20 protein-coding genes are annotated in these 24,484 nt (G+C 64.8%); 3 read left to right on the top strand and 17 right to left on the bottom strand.

The window, feature by feature from the left end; genetic code table 11:
* Nucleotides 1-283 precede the first annotated feature (283 nt).
* The 9 genes from KIO74_RS12510 to KIO74_RS12550 form a co-directional block, all read right to left on the bottom strand.
* Nucleotides 284-1,675 carry a chloride channel protein gene (locus tag KIO74_RS12510; RefSeq protein ID WP_213332292.1) on the bottom strand — a complete coding sequence of 464 codons (1,392 nt, stop codon included), beginning with the start codon at nucleotides 1,673-1,675 and terminating at the stop codon, nucleotides 284-286.
* 338 nt (nucleotides 1,676-2,013) lie between these two features.
* Nucleotides 2,014-4,272, bottom strand: a complete 2,259-nt coding sequence (locus KIO74_RS12515; RefSeq protein ID WP_213332293.1) for a molybdopterin-dependent oxidoreductase — start codon at nucleotides 4,270-4,272, stop codon at nucleotides 2,014-2,016.
* Between the two features lie 32 nt (nucleotides 4,273-4,304).
* The gene (locus KIO74_RS12520; protein ID WP_213332295.1) at nucleotides 4,305-5,801 is read right to left on the bottom strand and encodes an ABC transporter substrate-binding protein; all 1,497 of its coding nucleotides are present in this window, start codon (nucleotides 5,799-5,801) and stop codon (nucleotides 4,305-4,307) included.
* 17 nt (nucleotides 5,802-5,818) lie between these two features.
* On the bottom strand, nucleotides 5,819-7,000 hold the full coding sequence (locus tag KIO74_RS12525) for a M24 family metallopeptidase (protein ID WP_213332297.1): 1,182 nt from the start codon (nucleotides 6,998-7,000) through the stop codon (nucleotides 5,819-5,821).
* 4 nt (nucleotides 7,001-7,004) lie between these two features.
* Nucleotides 7,005-7,856, bottom strand: a complete 852-nt coding sequence (locus KIO74_RS12530; RefSeq protein ID WP_213332299.1) for an ABC transporter permease — start codon at nucleotides 7,854-7,856, stop codon at nucleotides 7,005-7,007.
* Nucleotides 7,853-8,776 (bottom strand): ABC transporter permease, encoded by a 924-nt coding sequence (locus KIO74_RS31740; protein WP_213332300.1) that lies wholly within the window; start codon nucleotides 8,774-8,776, stop codon nucleotides 7,853-7,855. Before KIO74_RS31740 ends, KIO74_RS12530 begins: the two co-directional genes overlap by 4 nt.
* On the bottom strand, nucleotides 8,773-9,633 hold the full coding sequence (locus KIO74_RS12540) for an alpha/beta fold hydrolase (RefSeq protein WP_213332301.1): 861 nt from the start codon (nucleotides 9,631-9,633) through the stop codon (nucleotides 8,773-8,775). Before KIO74_RS12540 ends, KIO74_RS31740 begins: the two co-directional genes overlap by 4 nt.
* The gene (locus KIO74_RS12545; protein ID WP_213335104.1) at nucleotides 9,620-11,098 is read right to left on the bottom strand and encodes an NAD(P)-binding domain-containing protein; all 1,479 of its coding nucleotides are present in this window, start codon (nucleotides 11,096-11,098) and stop codon (nucleotides 9,620-9,622) included. Before KIO74_RS12545 ends, KIO74_RS12540 begins: the two co-directional genes overlap by 14 nt.
* A 32-nt stretch (nucleotides 11,099-11,130) precedes the next feature.
* Complete coding sequence (locus tag KIO74_RS12550; protein WP_502762058.1) at nucleotides 11,131-12,168, bottom strand: LysR family transcriptional regulator; 1,038 nt, start codon at nucleotides 12,166-12,168, stop codon at nucleotides 11,131-11,133.
* Between the two features lie 228 nt (nucleotides 12,169-12,396).
* On the opposite strand from KIO74_RS12550, the gene KIO74_RS12555 reads away from it, so the two are divergent.
* Together KIO74_RS12555 and KIO74_RS12560 are read left to right on the top strand one after the other, a co-directional pair.
* On the top strand, nucleotides 12,397-12,894 hold the full coding sequence (locus tag KIO74_RS12555) for a CMD domain protein (protein ID WP_213332303.1): 498 nt from the start codon (nucleotides 12,397-12,399) through the stop codon (nucleotides 12,892-12,894).
* Between the two features lie 11 nt (nucleotides 12,895-12,905).
* Complete coding sequence (locus tag KIO74_RS12560) at nucleotides 12,906-13,514, top strand: peroxidase-related enzyme (protein ID WP_213332304.1); 609 nt, start codon at nucleotides 12,906-12,908, stop codon at nucleotides 13,512-13,514.
* Nucleotides 13,515-13,540: 26 nt separating this feature from the next.
* Here KIO74_RS12560 and KIO74_RS12565 read toward each other — a convergent pair whose 3' ends face one another.
* From KIO74_RS12565 to KIO74_RS12590, 6 genes are all read right to left on the bottom strand, one after another.
* Entirely contained in the window at nucleotides 13,541-14,494 is a 954-nt protein-coding gene (locus tag KIO74_RS12565; RefSeq protein WP_213332305.1) for an ABC transporter permease, read from the bottom strand.
* An 82-nt stretch (nucleotides 14,495-14,576) separates the two neighbouring features.
* Complete coding sequence (locus KIO74_RS12570) at nucleotides 14,577-15,548, bottom strand: ABC transporter permease (protein ID WP_283772126.1); 972 nt, start codon at nucleotides 15,546-15,548, stop codon at nucleotides 14,577-14,579.
* Nucleotides 15,541-17,100, bottom strand: a complete 1,560-nt coding sequence (locus tag KIO74_RS12575; RefSeq protein WP_213332307.1) for an ABC transporter substrate-binding protein — start codon at nucleotides 17,098-17,100, stop codon at nucleotides 15,541-15,543. The genes KIO74_RS12570 and KIO74_RS12575 overlap by 8 nt, the downstream gene beginning before the upstream one ends.
* Nucleotides 17,101-17,198: 98 nt before the next feature.
* The gene (locus tag KIO74_RS12580; protein ID WP_213332308.1) at nucleotides 17,199-18,353 is read right to left on the bottom strand and encodes an amidohydrolase/deacetylase family metallohydrolase; all 1,155 of its coding nucleotides are present in this window, start codon (nucleotides 18,351-18,353) and stop codon (nucleotides 17,199-17,201) included.
* Nucleotides 18,354-18,383: 30 nt separating this feature from the next.
* Nucleotides 18,384-19,604, bottom strand: coding sequence for an aminotransferase class V-fold PLP-dependent enzyme (locus KIO74_RS12585; RefSeq protein WP_213332309.1), 1,221 nt, complete (start codon nucleotides 19,602-19,604; stop codon nucleotides 18,384-18,386).
* Nucleotides 19,605-19,618: 14 nt separating this feature from the next.
* Nucleotides 19,619-20,551 carry a dihydrodipicolinate synthase family protein gene (locus KIO74_RS12590; protein WP_213332310.1) on the bottom strand — a complete coding sequence of 311 codons (933 nt, stop codon included), beginning with the start codon at nucleotides 20,549-20,551 and terminating at the stop codon, nucleotides 19,619-19,621.
* A 117-nt stretch (nucleotides 20,552-20,668) separates the two neighbouring features.
* Here KIO74_RS12590 and KIO74_RS12595 point away from each other — a divergent pair, with 117 nt between their 5' ends.
* Nucleotides 20,669-21,388 (top strand): FadR/GntR family transcriptional regulator, encoded by a 720-nt coding sequence (locus tag KIO74_RS12595; RefSeq protein WP_213332311.1) that lies wholly within the window; start codon nucleotides 20,669-20,671, stop codon nucleotides 21,386-21,388.
* 292 nt (nucleotides 21,389-21,680) lie between these two features.
* Here KIO74_RS12595 and KIO74_RS12600 read toward each other — a convergent pair whose 3' ends face one another.
* Nucleotides 21,681-23,180 (bottom strand): M81 family metallopeptidase, encoded by a 1,500-nt coding sequence (locus KIO74_RS12600; RefSeq protein ID WP_213332312.1) that lies wholly within the window; start codon nucleotides 23,178-23,180, stop codon nucleotides 21,681-21,683.
* A gap of 12 nt (nucleotides 23,181-23,192) precedes the next feature.
* Nucleotides 23,193-24,311, bottom strand: a complete 1,119-nt coding sequence (locus KIO74_RS12605) for a mandelate racemase/muconate lactonizing enzyme family protein (RefSeq protein WP_213332313.1) — start codon at nucleotides 24,309-24,311, stop codon at nucleotides 23,193-23,195.
* Nucleotides 24,312-24,484 lie beyond the last annotated feature (173 nt).

The following is a 24,484-nucleotide window of genomic DNA, read 5'->3' on the forward strand; positions in this document are numbered from 1 at the left end:
TCTTGCCAAGACCTGGATCTTGCCGGCGCAGTGACAAACCACCCGTCAAGGAGACAGGTCAATCGATGAGCGCAAAGTGCATGCGCGCGCTGCGCGTCGGGCCTTCCGGAATGAGGTTTCCGCTCCGCCGTCCGATGCTCTAGAGTGAACAGCGTGCAGCTCATTCTTGAGCCGACTGGCATTGGGGCGATGATGGAAGAAGTCTATATCCTGAATACCTGGGAAGTCATTGCCGTTTCGCTCGTGATCGGGGCCGTTGTGATCGTTGGCTTCTTCTTTATCCTCAACGCTCCTGAGCGCTGGAGACAGCGCCTGAAACGCTGGCGGAAGCATTAGCCGGCGCGCGCTCCTCGGCACGCGTGGCCCGCAGATCCTGCGCGAGGAAATTGCGGGCGAGGCCGTGATAGAGCGGCTCCGGGCAAATCAGCCGCGATGTCACATAGCCGAGCACCGACGCCGTCATCAACGCCAGAATATTGTCGTAGCTTTCCGTCATCTCCAGAATGATGACGAACGCCGTCATGGGCGACTGGACAACGCCGGCAAAGTAACCCGCCATGCCGAACAAGGCCCCGAGGCCGACTTTGCTTCCAAGAAGCAGGGCGATGCTGCTGCCCAAGCCCGCGCCAACCGAGAGCGATGGCGCGAAAATGCCACCGGGAATTCCGGACATCATCGAGAGAAAGGTCGCCAGCAGCTTGCTCAGAAAAAAGAGCGGCGGCGCCGGTTGTCCCTCAATGGCGTGTCGCGCCTGCTCATAGCCGGAACCGAAAGCGCTGCCGTCCGACAGGATGCCGACGATTGCGACGAGGAAGCCGCAAACGGCCGCCGCCAGAACCAGCCGGAAAAGCTTGTTCGGCTGTGCCCAGCGCTTCAAACGAAGGGTGCAGCGCAGAACGGCGAGGCTGAAAGCCGCCCCCAGCAGCCCCCCGGCGAGGCCGCAGGCGACAACGAGCAGCCAGTCGTGAGCCTGCACCATCACTTCATGGCTCTTGCCGAAATAGGTGTAGTTGCCCACGAGCGCGAGCGCGGCGAGCCCAGAGAGGATCACCGCGTTCAGGACAAGGCCGTTGGCGCGGGATTCATAGGACCGGCTCATCTCCTCGATCGCGAAGACGATGCCGGCCAACGGGGTGTTGAAAGCCGCGGAGATACCGGCCGCCGAACCAGCAAGAATGAGCCCGCGCGCGTTGTTGATGCCGCCCCAGCGCGCCGAGAGCTGCATGATATAGGCGCCCACCTGCACAGTCGGCCCTTCCCGGCCGATCGAGGCGCCACAACCCAGCCCAAAGAGGGTCATCGCGACCTTGACGACAGCGATCCGAAGAGAGAGCAGCCGCGAACGGCCCTCGGGCGTCGCGACATTCTGCGCGGCCATAGCCTGCGGAATGCCGCTGCCCTGCGCATTCGGCGCGATCTTCAACGTCAGATAGGCACACAGCAGAAAGCCGAGCGGCGTCAGAACCAGCGGGAAGAGATAACCCCACTCGCCTGTCGAGCGAATGGCGTTGAATATATCCTGTGCGAGATCGGCAGCTTTCGCGAAGACGACCCCGAAAATCCCAATGGATATAGCCCCAGCCCAGAAGACGAGCCGTGGCTTCCATTGTGCTGCATTACCCCAAACGGCACGGGACCTACGCCAGAGCTTCATTCTTCCCGGACGATGAGGCATTGGCTGGGATTAACCTTTACGGAAAGAGGGGCTTTCAACATCGGGACATACGAATCCTATGAAGACAACCTGCCCGCGCGTAGGCCGCATGTCCATCCGCGATAACAATCCGTCTTCAAGGGAATCATCAAAATCCACTCAAGCCGTTGACTTTAATTAATTATTTCTCGACCAGAGCGAGCCGCAACGGAGGAGGGCTCTTGACGGATTTCTTGAAGGTCGGCCGGTCGATCACACCGCCCCTCTGACAAGATGCGGTGCGGGCGCAAACGGGTAGCCTGAGCCGCGCAAGACCTGGGCGTGGCAGGTGTAATCAGACTTGTGGTCAGACTTTGATGTCAGGCCCGCCGGACGTCCACCAGGCAGCTGTTCGGCGCCGACCCGCCCGAGAGCTGCGAGGTTGGGCGGTCCGAGGTCAGGACATTGGGATTGCCGCCCCGATCCAGGCTGCCGCCCTCGGGATCATCGACCGGATCGAACCAGCTTCCGGTCGGCAGCACCACAACGCCGGCCATCACCGCGGCGGAGAGGCGCGCGGCCGTCTGGCTGCGGCCGCGGTCGTTGAAGATCTCGATGATGTCGCCGTCAGTGATGCCGCGCGCCGCCGCGTCCGTGGGATTGAGCAGCGCGACCTCATGTCCGGCCAGTTTGGCGCGCTGGCTTTCGCCAACGAGCTCGAGCTGGCTGTGCAGGCGATGGGCCGGCTGGGGCGAAAGGAGATGCAGCGGATAGGTCTCGGCGAGCGGCGCGCCGAGCCATTCCTCCGGCGGCATCCAGACGGGATGGCCGGCAATATCGGGATAGCCAAACCCGGCGATGGCGTCTGACACGATCTCGATCCGCCCGGAGGGCGTCGCGAGCGGATGGGCCACGGGATCGGCGAGGAAATCGGCGAAGGGCACGCCGGGGGCGGCAGCCTCCTCACCGAGATCGAGGCCGGCATAGCCCTCGGCCTGAAACGTCTCGAAATCCGGCAGCTCCGGATGCCTCTCCCGATAACCCGCGTAAAGGCGGCGCAGCCATCCGTTTTCGTCAAGGCCTTCGGTGAAGGCTTCCTCCACGCCCAATTCCCGGGCAATGCGCGCGAAAATGCGGAAGTCGCTCAGCACGTCCGGTGGCGGCTCCGCGATCCGCCGGCTCGCCACCAGCCAGTTATCGCGCGAGGAGGCGGCAATGTCGTCGCGCTCGAAGGGCAGGCTCGCCGGCAGCACGATATCGGCGTGGCGGGCGGTCGAGGTCCACACGCTTTCATTGACGATGACGGTATCCGGCCGGCGCCACGCTTCGGCGAGCCGGTTGAGATCCTGATGATGGTGAAACGGATTGCCGCCGGCCCACCAGACGAGCCGGATGTCCGGCAGCGGAAGATCACGGCCGTTATAGGCAAGGCGCTCGCCCGGGCGCGTCAGAAGCTCGGTGATGCGCGCGACGGGAATGAACGCCGCGACCGGATTGCGCCCTTGCGGCAAGGCCGGCCCCTTGAGGTGGCGGATCGGCTGGCCGACGGAACTGACCGCCGTCAGCCCGAAAGCGAAGCCGGCGCCGGGTCGGCCGATCTGACCGGCCATTGCCGCAAGCGCGATCGCCGCCCAATAGGGCTGCTCGCCGTAGCGGGCGCGCTGCAGTGACCAGGAAGCGTTGATCAGCGCGGGTGCCTCGGCGAAGGCGCGGGCGAGGCCACGGATGGTCTCCGCCGGCATTCCGGAAATGCCTTCGGCCCATTCCGGCGTCTTGACGATGCCGTCGGTGGCTCCCGTGAGATAGGCGGCGAAGATGTCGAAGCCGGTGGTGTAGCGCTCGAGGAAATCGAGCCGGGCGAGGCCTTCCGCCAACAGCACCTGCGCCATGGCGAGCATGACGGCGGTATCGGTGTTCGGGCGGATGGCGACATGCTCGATACGCTCGCGGCCGGCGATCTCGGGCGCGTCCGTACCCACGGGGCTCACGACGACGACGCGCGCGCCGTTCGCCACGATGCGCTCCAGCCAGCGCTCGGCGCGATGCTGGCCGGTGCCGCCCGCCTCGACCTGCGCATTGGTGAGGCGGAAGCCGCCGAAGGAGATAACGAGCCGCGCGTTCGCGGCGATGAGGTCCCAACTCGGCGCGGCGTCGGTGGCGCCGACGAAGGCCGGGCCGATGATATGCGGCAGCAGCACGGCGGCCGCGCCATAGCTGTAGGTGTTGACCGACGATACGAAGCCGCCGCAGCAATTGAGAAAGCGCTTGAGCTGGCTCGGCGCGTGGTTGAAGCGCCCCGCGCTGGCCCAGCCGTAGGATCCCGCGAAGATGGCCTCGTTGCCGTGTGTCTGCCGTATCCGCGTGATCTCGCCGGCGACGAGCTTCGCGGCCGTATCCCAGTCCACCGGCACGAAGGGCTCACGCCCCCGCCCCTTGCCGTCGCGCGCGCCTTCCGCGGCGGCCAACCAGCCCTGCCGCACCATGGGCTGGGGCAGGCGCTTGGGGTGATCGGCGAGGTCGAGAAAAGCCACGCCGATCGGGGACGGTTTCGGGTCGCGCCGGAAGCCACGCAGCTCCGCGCGGCCTGCGTCGTCATGCACAACCTCATAGGTGCCGAAATGCGTGCCGAAGAGGTGCATGACGTTACTCCGAGATTCCGCGCGGCTGTTTGCTACTGCGCGGGCTTGAGATCGAAGGACCGTACCCAGTCGTCGCCGCGCGCGGCCCAGGTCACGCGCTTCGAAGTGCCATAGGTCGCCGGCTGCACATAGAGGAACAGCGCGGGCGCCTCCTCGCACATCAGCGCGGTCGCTTGCTTGTAGAAGCCCTGCCGCGCGGCCTTGTCGGTGGTCGAGCGGCCCTGGTCCAGCAACTTGCCGAAGGCTGCGTCATCCCAGTACGCGTACTGGTTGCCCGGCGCAAAGAGCGTGAGCAAACCGTCCGCGTCGATGGTCGGCCAAGCCTGCGCCAGCACCGACATCGGGGCGAGCTCCCGCGAGCGCAGATACTTGTTCATATAGGTGCTGAAATCCATCTCCGAGATCTTCACATTGAGGCCGATCTGCGTGAGCTGGTCGGCGACCACCTGTGCAACCTCGGTTCCCTGGAGATAAACGCCGGTCGGCACATCGAGAGCGATGGGTTGTTTCAGATCCACACCCGAGGCCTTCAGGAGCTGCTGTGCCTTGTCCGGGTCATAGGGGTAGGGCTTCAGCTCCGCGTTGAAGCCGAAGTAGTTCGGTGACAGCACCTGGCAGGCCGAAACCTCGGCCGCGCCATCGAAGATGGCCTGGGCGATGCCTTCCTTGTCCACGGCGTAGTTCAAGGCCTGGCGGAAAGCCTTGTTGTCGAAGGGCGGCTTCTGCGTGTTGAACTTGATGAACAGGCTGCGCGTGCTCGGCACCGAGCCCGCCGCGGCGTTCCCGCTGTCCTTGATGCGCTTGACCTCGGTGAGCGGAATGCTCGTGATGAGGTCGACCTCACCGGCCAGCAGCGCGGCGACGCGGCTGGCGCTCTCCGGGATGTTGCGGAAGACGACAGTGTCGAAGGCCGGCTTCTCGCCCCACCATTTCGCGTTGGCCTTGAGCGTGATGTGGTCGCCGGGCACGTTCTCGGCGAGCTCATAGCGGCCGCCGGAGAGTGTCTCGGTGGCGGGCTTGTGGCTCGCCGCCCATTGCGGCGGCAGCAGGAAGAACATGGACAGCTGGTCGGCGAAGGCCGGATAGGGAGCTGACGTCGTCACCTCGATCTCTGTCGGGCTCACGACCTTGACGTCTTTCACAAGGTCGAACCAGGCCTTGATGCGCGCGTTGACCTTGGGATCGCGCACCCGGTCGAGGTTCCACTTCACCGCCTCGGCGTCGATCTTCTCGCCATTGGCAAAGACGGCGTTGTCCACCAGCGTGAAGCGCCAGGTGAGATCGTCGACCTGGTTCCAGGATTTCGCCACGACCGGCTGCAGCTTCAGATCCGGGCCGCGGATGACGAGCGAGGGATAGATGTGGCTGAGGACGCTGAGATCCGTGCCGACGGAAGCCGACATATGCGGATCGAGCGTGTTGACGTTGGTGCCGAGCGCAATGGTGAGCGTCGCGGCGCTTGCGAAAGCGGGAAGGCTGACCGCGACGGCCACTGCCGTCGCACCGATGATCCTTGACCAGTGACCCATGACAATTCCCCTCTTCTTCATGCCTGCTGCAAGCCGTTGGGCGAACGGGTGAGAAATTCGCAGCCCGTCGACGTCACCAGAACGGTGTCTGAAATCTGCGTGCCGCAGACGCCCGGGATGCGCAGGTTCGGCTCCAGTGTGAAGAGCATCCCCGCTTCCAGCGGGTAGCTCGTCTTGGCGTCAAGCGACGGGCCCTCGTGGGCGCCGAGCCCGATGCCGTGGCCGATGCGGCCGGGCAGAAAGCGGCCATAGCCGCGCTCCTCAAGCCCGCGACGGGCCTTTGCGTAGAGTTCGGAGATGGGCGTGCCGGGCTTGATGAGCGGCACGATGCTCTCGCGGATCTCGATGATGGAATCGATCGCCCGCCTGGTCTCATCCGGCAGGGTCCCCACGGCGACCGTGCGCTCGTTCTCCGCATGGATGCCGTTGATGATCGTCCAGATGTCGATGAAGACCGGCTCGCCCTTCAGGGGCTTGCGCACCGTCGGGTTGTCGCAATTCATGAAAATGCGCTCGTTGGTGAGCACCCAGGTCCACAGCCCGTTCTGCGCGCCGCCCTCCAGGCTGCCGAAATCGCAGACCTCCGCATCGGGGTAGTTGTCGGTCCAGAACCGGTTCATGGCGGCCATGGAGGTGATGGCGATCTCACGCTCGTTGCCGCCTTGCCTCACCGCGTCGACGGCCGCGTTCATGCCGACATCGGCGATGGCGGCGGCGGCGCGGGCATGGGCGATCTCATCCGCGTCCTTGATGAGCCGCGTCTCGAAGACGAGCCGGGAGACATCGGCAAAGCGGGCGCCGGGCAGGATGCCCTGCAACTCCCGATAGCGCGTCATCGGAATGAAATCTTCCTCGATGCCGACGACAGCCTCGGTAAAGCCCGCCTCGGTGAGCATGGTCTTGAGGGCTTCAAGCCAGCTCGGTCCCATGGTGACCTTGGTGGACCAAGCGCCGTAGAGGCGGATGTCCTCGAGAAAGGTGGAGGCGCGCGCGTGGTCGTCGCGCAGCGCATGCACCAGCATGGAGGCCTTGCCCACGCGTGGCAGCACCGCGACCACCGGGTGACTGTAGATGATCGGGTTGAAGCCCGTGAGATAGAAACTGTTTTCTGGCTTGAAACACAGCATCACGTCGATGCCGGCCTCCTCCATGCGCTGACGCAGGCGTTCCAGACGGGGTTGATGGGACATCGCGTTCATGTCGTCAGGTCCTCAGCCTTGGGTCGAAATAGTCGCGCAGCCAGTCGCCGAGCAGGTTGACGCTCAGCACCGTGAGCATGATCGCGAGGCCGGGAAAGGTCACAACCCACCAGGCGGTGGAGATGTAGACCCGCCCCTCGGCGAGCATGCGCCCCCAGCTCGCGGCGGGCGGCTGCACGCCGAGCCCGAGAAAGCTGAGCGCCGCATCCATGATGATGATGCGCGCGAGTTCGAGCGTGGCCACGACAAGCGCCGGCGTCATGACGTTCGGCAGGATATGCCGCAGCATGATCTGCGCCGTACTCGCGCCGATGGTCCGCGCCGACTGCACGAATTCGCGCTCGCGCAGCGCCAGCACCTGCCCGCGAATGATGCGCGCGTAGCGGATCCAGCTGGTCAGCGCGAGGACGATGACGAGATTGGTGAGGCTCGGGCCGAGCGCCGCGACCACGAGCAGCGCCAGCAGCATGAGCGGTATGGCGAGCTGGATATCGACGAGCCGCATCAGCAGCCGGTCCGTGATGCCGCCGCAATAGCCGGCGACGATGCCGAGCATGACGCCGACGAGACCGCCGAGCACCACGGCATAGGCGCCGATCGTCAGCGTGATCCGGCTGCCGTAGACGATGCGGCTCAGGATATCGCGTCCGAGCTGGTCGGTACCGAGCGGATGAGCGCCGGGCGCGAAGAGCCCGGTCCATGTCGGCGGCGCCATGCGGGCCTTGAGGTCGCCGCGAACGGGATCCGGCAGGCCGAGGGTCGGCGCGAGCAGCGCGCCGGCGACCAGCACGACGAGGATGACGAGCCCGAAGAGTCCGCCGCGGCTCTGCACGAGCGCGCGCAGGAAAGCCCTCATGGCTCCTTCCTCCGGATGCGCGGATCGAGCACGCCATACAGCAGATCGACCAGGAAATTGATGCTCACATACACTGTGGCGATCACCGCGACGCCCGCCTGCACTACCGGAAAATCCTTGGATTCGATGGCCTGCACGATGAGCCGCCCGACACCGGGCCACGCAAAGACGGTCTCCGTCACCACCGAGCCGCCGAGCAGTTCGCCGGACAGGATGCCGACCATGGTGACCACGGGGATGAGGGCATTGCGCAACGCATGCCAGACGAACACCTGGCCGGGCGGCAGGCCCTTGGCGCGGGCCGTGCGCACATAGTCCTCCTTCATCGAATCGAGCAGGCTCGATCGCAGCAGCCGCGCGATGGAGGCGCTGACGAAGACGGCGAGCGTGAAGGCCGGCAGGATGAGATGAGAGAGGCTGCCATAGCCGCCTGTCGGCAGCCAGCCGAGATCGACGGCGAAGAACAGGATCAGCATGATGCCGAGCCAGAACACCGGTGTCGCCTGGCCGAGCAGCGCCAGCGTCATCACGGCGAATTCGGCGAATTTGCCGCGCTGGGTCGCGGCGATGGCGCCGGCCCCGCCGCCGATCAGCACGCCGAAGACCATAGCCGTCACCGCCAGCGTGATCGTGGCCGGCATACGCTCCAGCACGACCGTGATGGCGGGGCGGTTGAACAGGAAGGACTGGCCGAAATCGCCCTGGACGGCCTGGGCGAGGAAGCTGAGATATTGCTCCCAGAGCGGCAGGTCGAGCCCGAGCGAGGCGCGAAAGGCATCGAGCTGTTCCGCCGAGGCGCCGACCGGCAGCAGCAAGGCGGCGGGATCGCCGAGGAGGCGTGTCACGAAGAAGACGATCGTGACGACGCCCCAGACGGCGACGAGCGCCTCGCCGAGCTTGCCGATGACGTAGCGGATCACGCGGCGGTCCTGGCGAGAAAGTCGCGAATGCCGGCGAGCACGCGCGCATTGGCCTCAACATGCACGGCATGATTGGCGCCTTCGATCTCCAGAAGCTCGGCGCCCGGCACCTTGTCCGCGATCAGCCGCGACTGGCTCGGAGGGCAGATCCAGTCCGCGCCGCCGACGACGACCAGGGTCGGCACGTCGATGTCCGGGAGCTTGTCCCGCAGATCATAGTCCTTCTCGGTGAACAGCGCATTGTGCGTCTCCGCGTGGAGATGCATGACGCGGGTGCGCTCCAGCGCCGCGTCCGGATCGAATTTCTCAAAATAGAGCGGCTGCAGGGCGAGCCAGATCAGCCTCAGCTCGGTGTCATCGACCACCTTGTCCGAGAACATCTTCTCCACCATGCCGAGCGAAGCGCTGGTGGCCTTGTGCAAACGCGCCTTAAAATTCTCGACCGCCTCGGCCTCGTGGTGATGGCTCGGCGCCGTGCCGCGCAGGATGAGGCGCGAGAGGCCACGGCTGCCATATTTGACCGCATAGGTCAGCGCGATCATGCCGCCGAAGGAGCCGCCGATGAGGACGATGCGCTTTCCGCCGCACAGCGTCTGGCGGAAGGCCTCAAGGTCATCGGCATATTGCTCGAAATTGTAAGGCGGCGTGAGGGACGACAGCCCGCAGCCACGCTGGTCATAGGCGAGGAGCCTGTAGTCGTCGGCGAGCGGCAGGAAGGCCTTGAAGTCCCCCGTGTGATCGCCGATGCCGCGACCGCCATGGAGCACGACGATCGTCTCGTCGTTGTCCTCGCCGGCCACGTCATAGACAAACGTGGCGCCGTTCAGGTCGATGCGGCGTGTTTCATTCGGCTGCATGATCGAGACCCTCGCCTTCGTTGTTTGCCCGGTCCGCGTCGACCCATTCGTCGCCGAGAAGTTCCGGCGTCGAGAAGGCGACGAGATTGGCGTAGTGCAGTTCGCGATCCTCGACGAACAAGGCCCGCACGATGCCCCGCGCGAGCCGGTCCGCGCCCTCGCTGATCGCCGGAATGTCGCCGGAGAGCTTGCCGTGGCTGAGCGTCGCCGGGAAATTGAAGGCATGGATATACTGGAGCGCCGGACATGTGCCGGGCTCGCGCTCCAGAAACTCGAAGCTCGCCCCGAGATCGGGCGAGTATTCGAGTTCGACATTCGCCATGCCCCCGGGCGGCGCGAAGCGCTCACCCCAGAGGCGGATATGCGGCGCGAAGGCGGCGAGCTCGGGCCGCAGACCGAGATCGACGTTGAAGCCCGTGGCGAAGATCATGAAATCGACGTCGTAGCGCGCTTTGGGCGTGACGACTTCGAGATGGTCGCCCTTCTCATGCACCGCCATTACCGGGCTGCCGAGGTGAAAATAGGCATGGGGGTGGCGCGACACGCGCAGGGTGCTGTCGCGCGGCGGCGGCGTCTGCGCTGACAGCGTTGTATGCAGGAAGCGCCATTTCCACTCATCCGGCAGGCCGGCAAAGCCGTGGACGACGCCCTGGCTGCCGATGCCGGTGAATTTGTTGATGCGCGGGATGTCCTTGCGGCGGATGAAGAGATCAAGCCGCCCGGCCCCGGCCTCCAGCGCGGTCGCGGCATTGTCCATGGCCGAGGCGCCGGCACCCACGACACCAACGCGCTTGCCCGTGAGCGCCTCGAAATCGATATCGTCGGCAGAATGCGCCCAGAAGCGCGGGTCGAGCCGCTTGACGAAATCGGGCACATAGGGGCCACCAAGGCCGTCGCGGCCCGTGGCCAGCACGAGATGGCGGGCAATGACGCGCCCGGCCTGTCCGCCGTGGTCGATCGCCACATCGAGAAGGCCATCGGGCCGGGTCGCCACATGGGTGATGGTCGTTTCATTGACCACCGGCAGATCGAGCACCCGCCGATACCAGACGAGATAGTCCATCCAGACTTCGCGCGGGATCTTGTCGAGCGCCTCCCAGGCGGCACGGCCGAAGCGCGCCTCGTGATAGGCACGGTACGTCAATGCCGGCAGGCCCATCGCCGGTCCCGTGAGCTGCTTCGGCGACCGCAGCGTCTGCATTCGCGCATAGGTGATCCACGGCCCTTCACGCCCGGCCGGTGCCTTGTCGTAGAGCACATGGTTGGCGACGCCGTAGCGTTTCAGCATGGCCGAGGCGACGAGCCCGGCCATGCCAGCACCGACGATCACCACGTCGCGCACAGTCTCGCCGTCCACCACACGCTCGGGCACCCAGGCCTTGGCGGGCAATTCGAGCCAGGCGAGATCCTGCCGGAGACGGGCCTCCAGGGCTTCGAGCCCGATGGCATCGGCGCCGGCAGCCATCGCGGGCGCGCTTTCCATGTCTGCGGTCGCAGTCATAGGTCTGTCCCTTCCTCGGCGGGAGCGGATGGGTCACCGTCCTCGCCAGCGGGCTGGCGGTCGCGACCATAGAGGACATCGGCAAGGCTCTCGCGCCCGCCGGGATCAAGCCGCTTCAATCCGGGCACGAGCGCGGCGGAGACCACGTCAAATGCGCTGATCAGGGCCTCGATGGCGGGTGTGAGCGGTTTAGCGAGCGGCGTGACGATGCCGAAAACGAAGGGGATGTGGACATCGAGCGGACGGATCGCCAGCCCCTCGATCGGCAGGCTGTAGGCGGTCGCCGGCTCGACCAGTGCCACCCCGAAGCCGGTCCTTGCGACGCCGAGGGCCGTGAAAGACGCGTTGGTGTCGAGAATGGCGGACGGGGTCACGCCAGCCTGCCTCAACCCTTCGTCAATGCGCCGGCGCAGCCGGTAGGGATTGGCCATGGTGACAATACGCCGGCCCGCCAGATCGGCGAGACGGACCACTTCGCCACGTGCAAGCGGATCCCCAGCCGGCACGGCCGCGACGCATGGCGCTTCGCCGATCCACTGGATATCGAGCCCCGGATGCTCCAGCGGCAGGCTTGCCACGCCAACGTCAGCGGAACGCGCCAGAACGGACTGCACCACCCGTTCCGCCGGCGCGGACTGCACATGCACCTGGTTCGGCACGAGAGCCGCGTCGATAACCGCCAACGCTCTTGGCACGAGACCGGCCGCGAGGGCCGGAATGGCGGCGATCTCGATGGCGAGCGAAGCATCCTCGCTGATGGCCATCGCGCGTTCACGCATATGCTTCAGGCTGACGAGCAAGCGCTCGACCTCCTCATGAAACAGGACGCCGCGGTTGGTCGGGGTGATGCGTGGACCGTTCCGGTGCAGCAGAGCGAAACCGAGATTGGCCTCCAACTCCTGGATGAGACGCGTTACGGCCGGCTGCGAACGTCCCAGAAGGCGCGCAGCACCCGTGATGCTGCCTGCCGACATGACGGCGGCGAAAGCATCCAATTGCCGGAGGTCTAGGGTCTCAAAATTCATGTGTCGCATATTATTAAATCTATCGTTATTATCAAGTATGCATCGCACTGCCGTATTTGCGGCTCTCTGGAAATTCCACTATTCACTTTTTGGATTATATGACAATGTAAATCTATAAAACGCATATTAGCGTCGAGCGCAGGCGGCCACGTGACGGCAGGGCGAAAACCAGGCTGAACCCGCCTGTCCCGAAACGGCCTGTGCCAAAATCGACTGTCCCATGGGAGCAGCACCGCCATGCAGACTGACATCATCCAGGGGCTCGCCAGCATCGCGGCGGGATCTCCCCTCGCGGAAGCCTTGAAGGCGCGGGCGGAGATCATGAGATTGAGCGACGCCAGCCACGACGCCGTGCTGCTGCCGAAGGCACCGGGAGGCTTGAGCCATGCCATGCGCGCGGCGCTGGCCACCCGTATGGCCCTTTGGCTCGGCGACGATGCGCTAGCGGCTCATTATCAAACCTTGCTCGCCAAAACCGGGGCAGCTGCGGGCGAACTCGCCGTCACGGTAGCGGCAACGGAGGCCACACCGACGCAACCGCGCCTCGCGGCGATTGTCCGGCACATCGATCTTTTGACGCGCGAACCACGCGCGGCCACCCGTGCCGACATCGAGGCGCTGGAGGCAGCGGGGCTCGACGAGGCCGATATCGTGAGGCTGTCCGAGCTCGCGGCCTTCGTGAATTATCAGGCCCGCGTCATCGCCGGCTTCCGCAGCCTTCAGGGCGTGATGTGATGGGAAATGTCATGAGCGAACCAGTCCAGAACAGCCCCGTCCACGAATTCACGGCCGAGCCCCTGCAGTGGTCGCCCTACCTCAAGCCGGTGCGGCTGGAGGAGGCGACGCCGGAACAGCTCGACGCGATGAAGGTGACGCCCTCCAACAAGAAGGTATCGGAGTATGTGCTGACGCTGGCGCATGATCCGGAATCGCTCGCGGTGCGCTCGCCGCTCTTCAACGCGATCATGTATGGGCGCGATGGCCTGTCGCGGGCGGAACGCGAGCTTGGCGCGGTCGGCGCCTCGATCGTCAACCGCTGCGTCTACTGCGCGTCGGTTCACGCGGCGCAGTTCAACCGCCTGACCGAACGCACCGACGTCATTGCGCGGATCTTCGCTGACGGGCCGGCCGCCGAGCTGGAGGAACACCAGCAGGCGATCTTCGATTTCGCGGTCAAGCTATCGGAGACGCCGCCGGCCGTGACCCGCGAGGATGCCGCCGCGCTGCGCGACTGTGGCCTCTCGGCCCTCGAAATGGCCGACCTCGTGCTGTCCGCGGCCATATTCGGCTGGGCCAACCGGCTCATGCACACGCTCGGCGAGCCGCTTCGTCCGCCAGCCAAGCCCGTGGCCTGACCGGCGCGCCCATGAACGGCGGCGCGTCACGCGCGCGCGGCGAGGCGTATCCTGGGATCCAACCGCGAATAGAGAACGTCGACGATCAGGTTGATCAGGACAAAGGCGACGGCCGTCACGAGCAGGCCGCCCTGGATGACGGGATAGTCGCGGCGCAGGATGCCCTGGATCACGAGCCGCCCGATGCCGGGCAGTGAGAAAACCGTCTCGATGACGACGGAGCCACTCACCATATGGCTGGTGATGATGCCGATGACGGTGACGACCGGCACCACGACGTTGCGCAGGGCGTGCCTGTTGATGATCTGCCAGCTTGGCAGCCCCTTGGCGCGGGCGGTGCGTACATAGTCCTGATTGAGAACCTCCAGCATGCTGGAACGGGTGATGCGCGCCAGAAGGCCCATCTGCAGGAAGCCCAGCGTGAAGGCAGGCAGTGTGAGAGCCCGCAGCCAGCCCACCGGGTCCTCGGTGAAGGGCACATAGCCGCCGGTGGGAAACCAGCCAAGCCCCACCGCAAAGGCGAAGATCAGGATCAGCGCCAGCCAGAAATTTGGCAGGGACACACCAAGCAGGGCGCTCGCCATGCAGGCCTGATCCACCCAGCTGCCGCGATAGACGGCGGCGATCACCCCGGCCGTCACCCCGAAGGTCACCGTCAGCACCATCGCATAGAGGGTCAACGACACCGTTATCGGAACGCGCTCGATGATGGCGCTCGTCACGCTGCGCTGGAGCAGGATGGACTGGCCGAGATCCCCCTGGAGGAGCGCGCCATACCAGTGCATCAGCCGTACGAGAAACGGCTCGTCGAGCCCGAGCTGCTGGCGGACCAGCTCCACCTCCTCCTGCGTGGCGTTCGCACCGGCGATGACCGCGGCGGGGTCACCCGGTACGAGCTGCATGATCGAGAAGGCGATCAGCGTGACCAGGAAGATCACCGGGATAGAGGCGATCAGCCGATGCAGAATATAGCGTGTCATTCTGCGCTCCCTCCGGACCAGCGGAAAGCCACGTCGGGCGTAGCCCTCATGTCAGGCGGGACCATGGAGATTCGTCGCACACTCATGCGTCCGCCCTGTCTTTCAGGCGTGGATCGAGCACGTCGCGCAAGGCATCCCCCAGAAGGTTGAGCGCGAGCACGGTCAAGGTGACGGCAAGACCGGGAATAAGAGTGATCCACGGCGCCTCGCGGATATAGGCCCGGCCGTCGGCGATGATATTGCCCCAGCTCGGCGTAGGCGGCGGCGTGCCGACGCCGAGGAAGCTGAGCACCGCTTCGGCGAGCACGGCATAGGCAAAGATGAAGCTGAGCTGCACGATCAACGGCGCGAAGCTGTTGGGGAGGACGTGGCGCAGCAGCACGACCAAGGGCCTCACGCCCGAGGATACGGCCGCTTCGACATAGCTCATCTCCCGCACCACCAGAACGGACGCCCTGACGATCCGCGCGGTGCTCGGAACATAGATCGCCGAAAGGGCCAGCACCACATTGAGGTCGGAAGGCCCCAAGGCCGCAGCGATCGCGATCGCCAGCATGATTGAGGGAAAGGCCATCAGGGCGTCCATGCACCGCATGATGATGCCGTCGAAGGCCCGGAAGTAGCCGGCGCAGGCGCCGACGATCGTTCCGAGCACGCCGGAGACGATCATCACCCAGAAGCCGATGCGTAGGGACACGCGCGCGCCCATCACGAGGCGACTGTAGAGATCGCGTCCGAGATGATCCGTGCCGAACCAGTACTGTCCGCTGAACGGCGGCTGGAAGCGGAACCGCATCTGGATGCGCAGCGGATCATGGGTGATGAGCCACCCCGCCATGATCGCGACCAGGGTCATGAACGCGACGATCGTAAAGCCAAAGACGAAGCTGCGATGCGCCAGCAACTGCCGGAAGACCCGGGAACGCCAGAAGCGCTTCCGGGGTTCCGGAGATGAGACCTCATGAGACGAGACTTCATGAGACGAGACTTGCGTTTGCGAGGCCACAGCGGGAGAAAGAGCGGCGGCCTCGGTCAGGCTTACATTCTCATGCAAAGCTGACGCCCCAGAGGCGCGTGGTGCGGAACGGCGTGAAGCCAACGACCTTGTTGCTGCGTACCTGGGTCTGGCCGATATCGCCCAGCTTGATCGACAGAACATTGTCGAGGATATGCTGCTGCGCCTTGTACCAAGCTTCCTTGCGTTCCTCGGCGGTCGGCTTCAGCTGCATATCGGCGACCATCTGCGCCAGGACGGGATCTTCTGCGTTATTTGACGACGTCTTGCCACCGAGATCGCCGATCGACAGCACGGGGTCGCCCAGCCAGGGTCCGGTGCCGAACTGGCCGGGGTTGAGCGACCAACCGGTCTTCTTCGCGCGCAATGCAACGACCGCAGGCCAGTCCATGGTTTCGATCTGGGTCTTGATGCCGATCGATTTCAACAGCTCGGAAATGATGAGCGCGGTGTTGGAGTGCCAGGGAAAGGTGCTGGCGCTGATGATCTGGATGACTTCATCCTTATAGCCTGCGTCGGCAACCAGCTTCTTGGCCTGTTCGGCGTTCTTCGCATTATAGAGCGGCGCCTTGATGCCCTCGGGATAGAGCGGATAGCCGGGATATTGCAGATAGGGATTGAGGCGATAATTGCCGTCGCTGGCGCCAGCCAGGATTTCGTCCATATCGAGGATGGATGCGATCGCCTGCCGGAACGGCAACTTGTCCATCGGCGGAACGGCCATGTTCAGGGTCAGATTCTGCATGGCCGTCGGCATGCGGTTGATGACCGTGAGCGCCTTGTTGTTCTTGAGACCGGGCACCGCGTGTTCCGGCACGAGGTCAGCGAGGTGGATCTCGCCCGTCTCTATGGCCGCGACCATGGCCGAAGGCTCGGCGATGATGCGGAACGTAAGCGTATCGAACAGCGCGTCCTTGCGCCCGCCGTAGCCGCTCGGGCCGGGATAGCGCGTATCAAGCGCGTAGTCGTCGAAACGCGCCAGCTTCACGTGGCTGTCGGCCTTGTTCTCGACGAGCTTGTACGGACCTGTGCCGATGAAGCTGGTCTTGCCCGGATCCTTGTCACCGTCTTCAGCCGGCAGGATCGCCACCAGCACTTCCGGCTGACTGAAGTTGTTCAGGAAAAGCGGCTGCGGCGCCTTGAGCTTGATCGCCACCGTGCCGGGATCGACAATGCTAACCTCGGCGATCTGGTCGAGATAGCGCCGGCGCAAGCTCATGCGCTGGTAGCGCTCGATGGACGCCTTGACGTCCGTCGCCGTCATCTCCTTGCCGTTGTGAAACTTGACGCCCTTGCGCAGCTTGAAGGTGTAGGTCAGCCCGTCGGGAGAGATCTCCCAGGATTCCGCGAGACCCGCCGACGGCTGCAGCTTCTCGTCGCGCGTTACCAGTGCTTCGTAGAGATGCAGGTTGATGATCCGCCCGACATCGTCCGTGGTTCCCATGATATCGAGCGACGGAATCGGGCTGCCGATGCCGACGATGATGTCACCGCCCTTCTTTCCGGCGGTTTGCGCGAAAGCCTTGCGGTTCGCCAATATGAGCGCCGTCGCCGGGGCGCCCGCAATCAATCCTCTGCGTGAAATCAACATGGTTCCGCGATCCCCTCTTGTTTATATTTGAACCTGATTGACTTGCTCTTTTCAGTCTCCACACGATTCTGTGCTTGGTGCACTCCGCGCGGCGACCGCTAGGCCGCAACCGCCCCATCATGCCACCACTGGCCGGCGATGATGGTGCCGCGCGGCACGAAACGCCGGTCGGCCTGCAGTGATCCGCCGATGCTGTCCTTGAAAACTACCGCGCCCTTGCGAACTTCGAGAAGCGTCGCGTCGCCGATAGCTCCCGGCCGCAGCGTGCCGAGATCGGGCCGCCGGCATACCGCCGCCGGCGCCTCAGTGGCGGCGCGGATCACCTCGACCAGCGGCATCCCAAGCACGAGGAACTTCGACATGGTCGCGAGCACGTCATAGGCCGGCCCATCGATGCATTTGAGATGGACATCGCTGGAAATCACATCCGGCGCGAGGCCGGATTCCAGCATGACACGGGCCACATCGAAGCCGAACGAGCCGGATCCATGCCCGACGTCCATGATGACGCCGCGCTCCTTGGCGGCAATCATGCAATCCCGCAGCTGCCCGCGGCTGGTCAGGGGCGAGTTTTCCTTAGGGGTGCAGTAGTGGGTCAGCACGTCGCCGGGTCTGAGCGGATCGACGATATCCTCGATGCGAGGCGGCATGCCCGCGCCGATGTGAACCATGACCGGCAGGTTGCCCGCGAGTTCCGCCGCACGCAGCGCCATATGCAACGGAATGGCGCCAAGCGCCCCCGTCGTCGAGGCCCCGACGCGGATCTTCACGCCCACGACATGCTCGGCATGGGCCTTGGCGGCCTGGACGCAGAGCGGAATATCCAGAAAGCGTAAATCCTCGGCCTCGCCGACGTGAACACCGTCACCGACGAAGATGCCGACCAGGCTGAGGTTGATGAAAGCCAGTATCCGCACGGGTGAGCGCACCGCGACATGGTCGACGAACCCGCGAATATTACCCGCGCCGGCGCTGCCGGCATCGACTGCCGTCGTCATGCCGGAGGCGCGGGAGACACGCTCGGCCTCGACACCGAGAAAGGTCGCACCCCAATAGACATGGGTGTGAAGATCGATCAATCCGGGCACGACATAGAGGCCGCCGGCGTCGCGCACCTCCCTTGCCGATGCATCGCTGATCGAGGGCGCGACTGCCGCGACGCGACCGTCGGCGAAGGCGACATCATGGGGACCATCGAGCCCCTGGGCGGGGTCTATGACATGGCCATTCTTTATCAGGAGATCATAAGCCATATAGAACTCCGCGAGGTCAGGCTCTATGGTTCAGGCGGTATTAGCCGAAATCTTCTGGGGCGAGCGGGCGGGCCAAGCCTCGAGGGCACGGCGCGCGACGTCCCCCTTCGAGGGAACAGGCGATGCGGCGCTCGCTTCGGTCGCCTTGGCGAGAAGGCCGCGGACCTTGTCCGTGATCAGCCGAAGCTCGGCATCATCGATCCGGCGGACGTCGAAAAGAAGATAGCCACGGTCGGCATGGAGCGAGCGCAGCACCACCTTGACATCGCCCGCGGCGAGCGCCTCGCCGAGCTGATGGGCGTTCAGCCCCGCCACCGCTGGATCCACATGCAGCATGAGCCGCTCGAAAGGGTTGCCCGGCGGGTCGGGCTGGCGCTCGAGACGCAATCCAGGAATGCCGGCCAGCAGAGTCTCGGCCTGCGCCAGCCGCTCCTCCTCACCACGCTTGATCGCCGCGCGATCGACGGCCTGCCATTGCGCGAGCGCCGCCATCGCCCCGGCGATGCTTTCCTTGCCCGCCTTCATGACCCGACCAACGCCGCGGTCCTGATAGTAGCAGGCGCGGATGAAGGCCTCCTCGCCGGCGATGATGCCGGCGGTCGTTCCAGCGGCAGCCTTCTGCGCGCTGAAGATCACGGCCGTTGCGCCGGCGGCGATCATCGCGGGCCAGTCATATTCCGCCGCGGCATCGACGATGACCGGAACGCCATGCTTCCGGCAAATCGCGCAGAAGGTAGCGAGATCGATCATGCCGCTCTGCACGGTGTGATGGGAAATGACATAGAGAGCGGCGGCAACCTCGCCATTGAGCGCCGCTTCCAGCTGAAAGACCGCGCAGGACGTCGCCGTCCCGATCTCAATGACCTCGGCGCCGGCGATCCTGACCATCTGGCTGACCGGCGCGCCGAAATTGACCTCGTGGCCCTTCTGCAGGACCACGCGCTTCTTCATGCCGGCGGTGTCCGGCAGCTGCTCGACCTTCGCGAGATCCTGGCCGGTCATGGCCGCGGCCACGCAGATGGAGATGCCCGCCGCGGAGCAGCCCGTGACGATGCCGGCCTCCGCGCCGGTAACGGCGGCGATCGTCTCGCTGGCCGCGCGCTGCAGGTCCGCGATCTCCACCCAGCTCGGCAGGATATCGCAAACGGCCTCGACCACCGCCGGCGAACACCGGCTCGCACCGTGAACGGTCTCGGTGCCCGATGCGTTGATGACACGACGCAGCCCGTGCTGCTGGAAAAAGGCCGACATATTGATGATCCCGCTCAGGCTGCCATGGCAGCGACATCATGATTGGCGAGAGCGCGCGCTGCCGTGGTGACCTCGGCCCGCTCCATCTCGTTGAGATTACTCTGCAAGGGCGCGATCGGCCCCATATCGGCCACACCCGCGAGCGTCACAGCATCATGGATGGTACGCGCCGGGCCAAAGGCGTCCCGACAATCCTCGAGCGGCATGAAAAGCTGCCGAATGGCCTCGGCCGTGGCGCGATCATCAGCCTTGAGCGCCGCCAGCAGCGCGCTGGACAGACGTGGAGCGACCGCCACCGAGCCAGAGGTGAAGCTCGTCAGACCAAAGGCCTCGAAATGGGTGATGACCGGACGCTCGCCGATGCCGCTGATGATGCGGCGGGGATCGACGGCCTCCAGGAGCGCGCGCAGAAAATCGTCCTCCGCGGGATCCCGGCGCACCACCGCGTATTTCACCCAGCCGACCACACCGTCGTCCACAAGGCGGCGCAGGTCGGAGGGCTCGATGCAGCGATCATGCTTGGCATACATGAGCACCGGGGTGCCGATCTTGTCTGACAAGTAGCGCAGCGACGTGGCAAGCCCGGCGGAGGTGTAGCTGCCGGCATAGGCGGGAAGCGCCATCGCGGTCGGGAATTTGAGGTCCCGCACGACGGGCGCCTGATCGATCATGCGGCCGAAATCCGGGCCGACCGCCGGAATGATCCATGTGTCCGGAGAAACGGCGTCCGTCAGAAAGGCGAGAGTTTCGGCGTAGGCGCTGACGGGAAGGTTGTAAAAATTGGCGTTGCCGCCATACATCAGCGTCGAGACCCCGCCACGCTCAAGATATTTGATCAAGGCGGCATTGGCGGGCTTCGCCAAGGTCAGCGCAGGCGTTTGGGCCAGAGGAGGAACGGCGATAACGGACTGCGCGAGATCGTGAAAGGTAACCGCACCAACCTTCATGCCGCTCCCCACTTGTATAAATGTCAGATATATTTATAGCTTGGATGACCCTCGAGTCAAGCGACCGGAGTATCATCGGAACCCATGGCGAAACAGATGCCGGATGATGGAGCAGAGATGAGCGGCAGCGTTGCGAAATATCGGCCCGCCCAGCGTTTGCGGCTGGGAGACCAGCTTTATGAGCAGATCCTCCAGCGCATCGTGTCCGGCGAGTATGCCGAAGGGGCGCGCCTGCCCTCAGAGAATCAGTTGTCTGACGTCTTTGGCGTCTCCCGTTCCATCGTGCGCGAAGCATTGTCCCGGCTTCAGGTCGATGGGCTGGTCGCGGCCCGGCAAGGCTCCGGCACCTATGTCCAGCGCCGGCCGAATTCAGAGTTCTTTGACTACGCGCCCAAGGGCGCGGTCGCGGACGTCCTGCGCTTCTTCGAACTGCGGATCGCCATCGAGGGCGAGGCCGCCTATCACGCCGCGCAACGCCGCACCGAGGCGGATCTCGCGCATATCCTGTCGATCAACCAAAGGCTCGAAGCCATCATCGGCGCGCGCGAGGTTGGCAGCGAAATCGACATCGAACTCCATGAGGCGATTGCTGAAGCGGCCCACAACGAACTCTTCGTCGCAACCCTGCGCAATCTTCGGCCCCTGTTCGACGCCGGCCTGAAAATGACCCGCGGCCTCTCGCTGAAGAAGCGGCCGGAGCGCCACCGCCTCGTCCAGGACGAGCACGACGCGATCATCTCGGCCCTCGTCGAAGGCAATGCCGACCGAGCACGGACCGCCATGCGCCATCACATCGACAATGCCCGGACGCGGCTTGTTTCCGATACCGAGCCATAGACTCAATCGACATTCAGCGTTCTCAGCGTCATGGCCGGGTTTGTCCCGGCCATCCCGATGAATTGAGGCACCTTTCCAGTCGGGATCACAGGAACTCGGCGATTGCCGAGTTCCCTATCAAGAGCCGAAATCGGGTAAACTCGACTTTGGGGACAAGCCCGGTGATGACAATGGTATCTCTTGGGACATCCTTGAATGTCGATTGGTCCTAGGGCCAGGTCCGCATTCCTCCAATCATCGTGGGGCGGGCCTAAAGGCCCGAGCCCCGGAATGACCGCGCCCTTGAACGCCCTCACGCGTCGCGCGTGAAAGGAAAATGCGTCCGTGGCACGCGCCGGAACGGCAGGCTGGCGAAGTCGTAAGCCGCCGGCCCCGGCACATCCACATCGATCATGGTCGGGAAGACGCTGGTGAAAGCCGCGCGGAACTGGTTTTTCGCCTTGATGGCGAGAATACCGATACGGCTGAGGTCAATGCCGTGAAGATCAAAGAAGCTCGGATCCGTCACTGTCAGACAGGTTTCGGTGACGATGACCTGGATGCCCTCGATTTCCAGCACGGCGGTCTGGCCATAGTCGAAGGCAAGGCCGTTGCAGAACGGCCCGGTATTGACGATCCGCCCGTCCGTCAGGCGCGTCACCCGCGCCCGCGCGGTGACCGGAGCTCCGAAATCAGGCGTCAGCCGGCCGCCCAGCGCGACCTCGATCTCTCCCCCGATGCCGACCTCGGCCGCCTTGGCAACGGTCTCCGGGTCCCAGAAGAAGGCCATCACCGTCGGCACGTCAGGGCGGGCATCGAGCACGGCGCGGAGCAGGCCGGGCGTGTCCGCGTTGGCGCCGGCGCCGGGATAATCCGCGGAATCGATCACGGCGACAGGGCCCTGGCCCTGCCTGGCGATGCCAAGCGCGCGTGCCATGCCGCCGGGCGCCGTCGGCATCGCGATGAACAGGCGATCACGGATCCGCCGGAGCTCACCGAGCGTGGCACTGATCGCCCGCTCCGCTGACGTGCTGTCCCCATCGGCATAGGCCACGACGGAGGCGCCGGCATGCGGACGATCGCCGTAGGCATAACCCTGGTAGATCGTCAGATCGAGGAGGCCGGCGCCCTCCGCAAGCCCCCTGGCGAAGGCCGCGGCTTCGGCCATCGGACCGTCAGTCGTGCGCGCATTGATGCTCGGCAGGAGCGCGTTCATCGGCCGCACCACGCCGACCGGATGAATTGTGCCGGCTACGCGCTTCAAAAGCAGGGACAGACATTTCTGCGCCGTCTCGGCCATGTCCGTATGCGGGTGGCATTTGTAGCCCACGACGATATCGCACAGGTCGATCTGCGGCTGCGTGATATTGGCGTGGAGGTCATAGGACGCCCCGAGCGGGGTATCGCCGATGACCTCGCGCACGCGGATGAGGAGGTCGTGGTCGGCATGGTCAATACCCTCGACCTGCATCGCGCCGTGCTGGCCGAGATAGACCGCGTCCCAACGGCCGGATCCGTCGGGCGGGCCCTCCGCGAGCCCTGCCAGCAGCTCCGCGAGAAGTTCCTCATAGGTGTCCCGCGTGACTTCGCCGGAAGGCGTGGCGAAGGTACAGCGCAGATAGGTGGGCTGCCACTCCGGACGGACCTCGAAAAAGGCGACAGCCCCGCCGATCTCGGTGTTGGTGCCGCGATAGAAGGACACCGCCTCCTCGCCTTTCGCCCATTCGAAATTCTTGAAATCCCGCAGTGTCGCCTTGATGCTCGCGAAACTGTTTCCTTCGTGCCCCAAACGAGCAATGGCGATATTGGGCATGTCCGCAAATCCTCAGCCGTTCCAGCGATAGCGCTCGATCGTGTCTTCATTCAGCGTGATGCCGAGGCCGGGCTTGTCCGGCACACTCACGAGTCCGTCGACAACACGCATGGGCTCGACCAGGAGATCTGTGCGCAGCGGGTTGTCGGTGGCATTGAATTCGAGGTAGGGCGCGTCACGCTGCACCGCCAGGACATGCAATGTCGCGGCAACGAGAATATCCGTCGACCAGCAATGCGGGATGACGCGAGCCCCCCGGGCCTCGGCATGGTGAACGATGCGCACGGCCTCCGAGATGCCTCCGACCCGCGCGACATCCGGCTGGATGATGCGCAGGCCGCCCCTCTCCATCAGGTCGATATAGGGATATTGCGTGGTTTCCTTCTCGCCGGTGGCGATCGGCGTCGGCGATTGGGCGACGAGACGCGCGAAGCCGGATACATCGTCCGGCGACAGCGGCTCCTCCAGGAAGTAAACCCCGGAATCGGCGAAGGCCCGGCCGAGATAGAGAGCGTCGTCGAGCGGCATCGGCACCCCGATGTCGATCATGAGATCCATCGCGTCGCCGATCTCCGCGCGGATCGCGGCGACGGCGCGGGCATCGGCGCGCGGATCCTGCCCAAGGCCGCCCCAGCCGAATTTCATGGCCTTGAAGCCGGCATCGCGGTGGCGGCGAGCAAGCGCGATAGTATCGCCGAGGTCAGGCTGGGACAGGTCGCTGGCATAAGCGCGGACAGCATCACGGCGTGGCCCGCCCAGCAGGCGATGAACCGGCAGGCCGGCGATCTTCCCCAGCAAATCCCATAACGCGATGTCTATCCCGCTGATCGCATGCATGAGGGCGCCGCGCCGGCCGTAGGTGGCCGAATGCTTGTACATCTTGTCCCAGAGGCGACCGATGTCGCGCGGGTCCTCGCCGATCAGCAGGTTGCGCAAACCCTCCGCGGAGACCGAGCACAACGGGGCGTCGAGGATAGCCTTGCTGACGAGCGGATTGGTATGGGCCTCCCCGATGCCGACGAGACCCTCGTCCGTGTGCACCCGGATCAGAAGCACCGACTGGCAGCCATCCCCGATGGCGCGCACCACCGGAAGCCTCAGGATGATGCTTTCGACATCCGTTATTTTCACGGCCTTATCCCCACCTGGATCAGCCGGCCGTTGATCCGCCGGATTATCGCGGTCGCGCCGTCACCCCTCCTCGCCCCCACAGCGAGGGTGGACGAAACAACGGCGCCCGCCTCTGCGAAGCGTCCTCCCGTGAGAAGCGCTACGATGATGTTCGACAAATATACAACTTGAAG

The organism is Chelatococcus sp. HY11, assembly GCF_018398335.1.
Classification (GTDB): Bacteria; Pseudomonadota; Alphaproteobacteria; order Rhizobiales; family Beijerinckiaceae; genus Chelatococcus.